General features: G+C 72.3%; 4 protein-coding genes and 1 pseudogene. 2 read left to right on the forward strand and 3 right to left on the reverse strand.

All coding sequences use genetic code 11. The features are described from left to right. Positions 1-517: hypothetical protein (locus FV229_RS25520; protein WP_147754609.1), on the forward strand; the 517-nt coding region annotated here is incomplete at its 5' end. Positions 518-611: 94 nt separating this feature from the next. On the opposite strand, the gene FV229_RS25525 is transcribed toward FV229_RS25520, so the two are convergent. From FV229_RS25525 to FV229_RS25535, 3 genes and pseudogenes are all read right to left on the reverse strand, one after another. Continuing rightward, entirely contained in the window at positions 612-1,052 is a 441-nt protein-coding gene (locus FV229_RS25525) for a DUF1489 domain-containing protein (RefSeq protein ID WP_147754610.1), read from the reverse strand. 109 nt (positions 1,053-1,161) lie between these two features. After that, positions 1,162-1,910: pseudogene (locus tag FV229_RS25530) on the reverse strand (AAA family ATPase). 130 nt (positions 1,911-2,040) lie between these two features. After that, entirely contained in the window at positions 2,041-3,177 is a 1,137-nt protein-coding gene (locus tag FV229_RS25535; protein WP_147754611.1) for a hypothetical protein, read from the reverse strand. Between the two features lie 149 nt (positions 3,178-3,326). On the opposite strand from FV229_RS25535, the gene FV229_RS25540 reads away from it, so the two are divergent. Beyond that, positions 3,327-4,337: MFS transporter (locus tag FV229_RS25540; RefSeq protein ID WP_246688344.1), on the forward strand; the 1,011-nt coding region annotated here is incomplete at its 3' end.

The following is a 4,337-nucleotide window of genomic DNA, read 5'->3' on the forward strand; positions in this document are numbered from 1 at the left end:
CGCAGCCACCCGCCCCGCCACCCCCGTCCGGCCCGCATCCGGCCAGGCGTCGGGCGACAAGCGCGGCTGGCTGTCCGACCTGCTGACGCGCGCCTCCCTCGACGACGAGGACGAGGCGGGCGTCACCGAGAGCCCCGCCCCGGCGGCGTCGAAGGCCGCGGTCGAGACCGGCCGCATCGCCCTGGAGACGATCTCGGCCGACATCGCGCGGATGATCGACCACCGCACCGCGGTGGACCTGTGGGAGCGCTACCGCCGCGGCGAGCCGAACCTGTTCGACATCGAGATCTACACGCCGCAGGGCAAGCAGACCTTCCTGGAGATGCAGCGCCGCTACCGGGCCGACGCGGAGTTCCGCCGCACCGTCGATCGCTACGTCAGCGAGTTCGAGCGCCTGCTCGGCGACGTGGCCCGCAACGACAAGGACGCGGCCCGCGCCGACGCCTACCTCACCTCCGAGACGGGCAAGGTCTACACGATGCTCGCCCACGCGAGCGGGCGGTTCGAGGGGGCCTGACGGCTCCGCTCGGGATCGGACGACGAGAAGGGGGCGCCTCCATCGGGGGCGCCCCCTTCTTCTTGGGCAAGATCGATCTTGCCAGGCCGTCGGATCAGAGCAGGCCGAGGCCGACGAGTTCGCGACGGAGGGCTTCCGGCATCGCCGCGAGGTCGCCGGCCGCGCCCTCGCCGAGGTCGGCCGGCGCGTCGCCCTGGGTCAGGTAGCGCCAGCCCTGGAACGGGCGGCAGGGGCGCGGCGCGACCGCGACGATCGCCGGATCGAGCACTAGGCGACAGCGGCCGATGCCGTCGTCGCCGGTGGAGGGCTCGATCGCTGCGACCGCCTGCCGGCAGCTCAGCGTGCCCTTGATCACCCAGTAGATCGAGCCGCGCCCGGCGATCTCGCTCCGGCGCTTGGGCACCATCCGCGTGGTGTGGACCGGCGCCGGGTCGAGGCCGAGCCGCAGCGCCTCGTCGCGGAACCGCGCCTGGCGCGCCGCGAGCTCCTCGATCGAGGCCGGGCCGACGCAGAGCTTGAGCAGGTGAAGGGCCACGGTCTCGTCGGTCTCTCGCAGGCGCGGGGCGATGCGCGAGAGCGTGTAACGCCGGATCGTCGCAGCGGGTGCGCGGCCCTTCGTCCCGGTCCGCGGGAGCGCGGCCGGGTCACCCCTCGGTCATGGCCTCGACCATGCCGCCCGGATCGTTCACGAACTGCCGCATGATCCTGAAGTGCTCGGTCTCCTGCAGCGCCACCGGCTCGAGCCCGTGTCGGGTCATCCTCAGCAGCCCCGCCCCCGGATGGGCCATGATGATCGGCGAATGCGTCACGATCACCACCTGGGCCCGCCCGCCTCCATCCGCTTCAGGAGCTTGAGGAAGTCGAACTGCCGGGTCGGCGAGAGGGCGGATTCGGGCTCGTCGAAGATGAAGAGGCCGGGTCTCGCGCAGCGCTCCTCGAAGAACCGGATGAAGCCCTCGCCGTGCGAATGGGACAGCAAGTCCGCCGACGGGCTGCCGACCTCGTCGAGGTAGCGGGCCACGGAGAAGAAGCTCTCCGCCCGGAAGAACCAGCCGCCGCCGACCTTCGGCAGCCAACTCGCCTTGAGCGACCGCGCCAGGCTTCCGCCGCCGGTCTCGGCGGCGCGGGCGTTGTCGACGGCCCGGTAGCCCGGGCCGCCCCCGCTCTCGTCGAAGCCGGCGAGCACCGCGATGCCTTCCAGCAGCGTGGATTTGCCGACCCCGTTCTCCCCGGCGATGATGGTGACCGGGCGGTCGAACGCCAGCTCGAACCCGCCCTCCCGGAACAGCGGAAGGCAGAACGGATAGGCGTCGCGGTCGTGGGTCGCGTCGTCGGGAATCCAGACCCGCCTCAGGTACGGCGGCGGCAACGTCTTGACCTGGTATCTCGCCAACGCTCCGGCCCCGCTGCTCCGACTCGCAGCCGACAGATGGCGCGATCGCGCCGGAGCGCGCAACGGCCGCGCCGCGTGTCGTGCGCGATTTCCTATCGCAGGACCAAGTGCCGTCCTCGCGAAGCCTGCCTCAGCAGAACAGGGCCAGCTTCTCCTCGACGCTGAGGGCGTCGATCTCGGCGAAACTCATCGCGCGCTCAGTGGCCGGAGGCGACACGGCGTCCGGCTCGGGTAAAGCGTCTTCGGAGGGATCCGCTTCAGGCTCGGGCGCCAGCTCCGCCTCCGGCTCGTGGTCCGTTTCCGGCTCCGGCTCCGGGTCCTGCTCAGGCTCGGCTGCAACCTCCTCCGAGGCGATCTGCGCCTCGAAATCCTCGGCCCAGTCGAGCGCGACGTCGGCATCGGGCTCTTGGAACGGCTCGGGCTCCCCGAGGGCTTCGAGCATCGCCGGCTCTTCAGGAGCCATAAGCTCTTCGGGCTCGGGGGCCGAGGGCAGGAACACGATGTCGTCGTGGAGCGGCACCGCCCCCGGCTCGATCGCGCGGAGCGCCGCATGCGCGGCGGCGATCGTCGCCGGCGCGTCCGTGCCGAGGTAGCGGTCGACGTCGCTCTGGTCGAGATCGGCCGGCCGCGATTCCATCGAGGGGCGGTAGGTCGCGTCGCCCGGCCCCGGCGGGACCGGGTCGCCGGCGTCTCCCCAGATCGCCATCATCGCGTTCAGGCGCTCCTCGAGGTAGCGCAGCGTGTGGACGATCCGGCCGGTGCGCTGCGCCGTGAGGTCCTGGAACGAGCAGGCGGTGTAGATCTGCGTCGCGTAGCGGTCGAGGGCGTCGCAGGCCGCCGCGTCGATGCCGTTCTCGCGCAGCGACCACGCGCTCTCCTGCACCTGCTCGGCGGCGGCCAGGATGTCGGTGGTCGCCCGCTCGGTCGCCTGGACGATCGCGTCCAGGGCTTCCGACGCGATGCTGAGCCGGGTCTGGTCGTGGCCGGGATCGGTGATCGCCGCGATCTCGGCCTTGGTCCGGCCGATCGCGTTCGCCATCTCCATGATGTCGCCGCGGAAATGGCTGACCGCGTCCGGGCCGCGCCCGTCCGTGACCGCGGATTCGAGCCGCGCGATCGCATCGAGCAGCACGTTGGTGTCGGCGCTGCGGTTGCGGCTGGCGAACTCGGCGAGGAACCAGCGCCCGCGGGCGCTGCCGCTCATGGTCGCCTCGATGGCCTCGTACTCGGTCGGCTCGAAGGCCGTCAGCGAGTGGGAACCGGACATGGTACGCGTCCTTGCGGGCGATGGCCGCGTGCGGTGGGGCTCGACATGGCTCCGGAACGACACTGGCGAGCGCACAATTTGACAGGATCGATTTAACGGCGGCTTACGGACGCCGCCTCCGCCCCGTCCACGCCGATCGATCGAGACCCTTGGCCGCGTCACCGCCCCTCGAGCCCAGCCGTTTCCGCCTGTCGCTCCTCTATGCGGTGGTGTTCGTCGAGATCGGCATCGCGATGCCGTTCATGCCGGTCTGGCTCGCCGCGCTCGGCCTCGACGCGTCGGTGATCGGGCTGCTGCTCGCGCTGCCGATCGCGACGCGCATCGTCGCCACGGCGCCGTTGATGAGCCTGATCGACCGGGGCGTCGGTGCGCGGGCGCTGCTGCTGGCGGGAAGCCTCGCGCTAGCAGGGACCTACGCGCTGATGCCAGCCGGCGCCGGGATCGGCTGGGCGGCGCTGGCGCTCCTCGTCGTCCTCAATGCGGTCGCCGGCGCGCCGCTCGTGCCGAGCATCGACTATCTCACCCTCGCCGCGATCCGCCGCCGGCCTCAGCTCGATTACGCGCGGATCCGCATGTCCGGCTCGGTGGCGTTCCTGCTGGCCAACCTCGCCGGGGGCGCGCTGCTGACGGCGATGGGCGAGACCCTCGCGGTGCCGCTGCTGCTCACCGGGCTCGCGCTGATCGCCAGCGCCGTGGCGTTCACGAGCCGGTCGGTCGCCACGCCTGCCCCGGAACACGCGGAGGGAATGCGCCCGCGCCTGCCGCCGCGCCTGAAGCTCTGCATCGCCGCCGCCGCCGCGATCCAGGCGAGCCATGCGGCGATCTACGCCTTCGGCAGCATCCACTGGACCGCGCACGGCTTCTCGACGGCCACCGTCGGCGCGCTCTGGGGCGTCGGGGTCGTCGCCGAGATCGTGCTGTTCGCCTGCGTCGCGCGCCTGCCCGCACGCTGGCGAACGCCGTTCCGCTATCTCGCGTTGGGGGGCGGCGCGGCCCTCGTGCGCGCGCTCGGGATGTATGCGCTCGGCGACAGCCTGGCCGCCCTGGTCGGGCTCCAGGCGCTGCACGGCCTGACCTTCGGCGCGACGCAGCTCGGGGCGATGGCCGCCGTCTCCGCCTTCGCCCCGGACGGCGCCCGCGGCCGGGCGCAGGGCACGCTC

Origin of the sequence: Methylobacterium sp. WL120 (assembly GCF_008039465.1) — a bacterium.
Taxonomy (GTDB): Bacteria; Pseudomonadota; Alphaproteobacteria; order Rhizobiales; family Beijerinckiaceae; genus Methylobacterium; species Methylobacterium cerastii.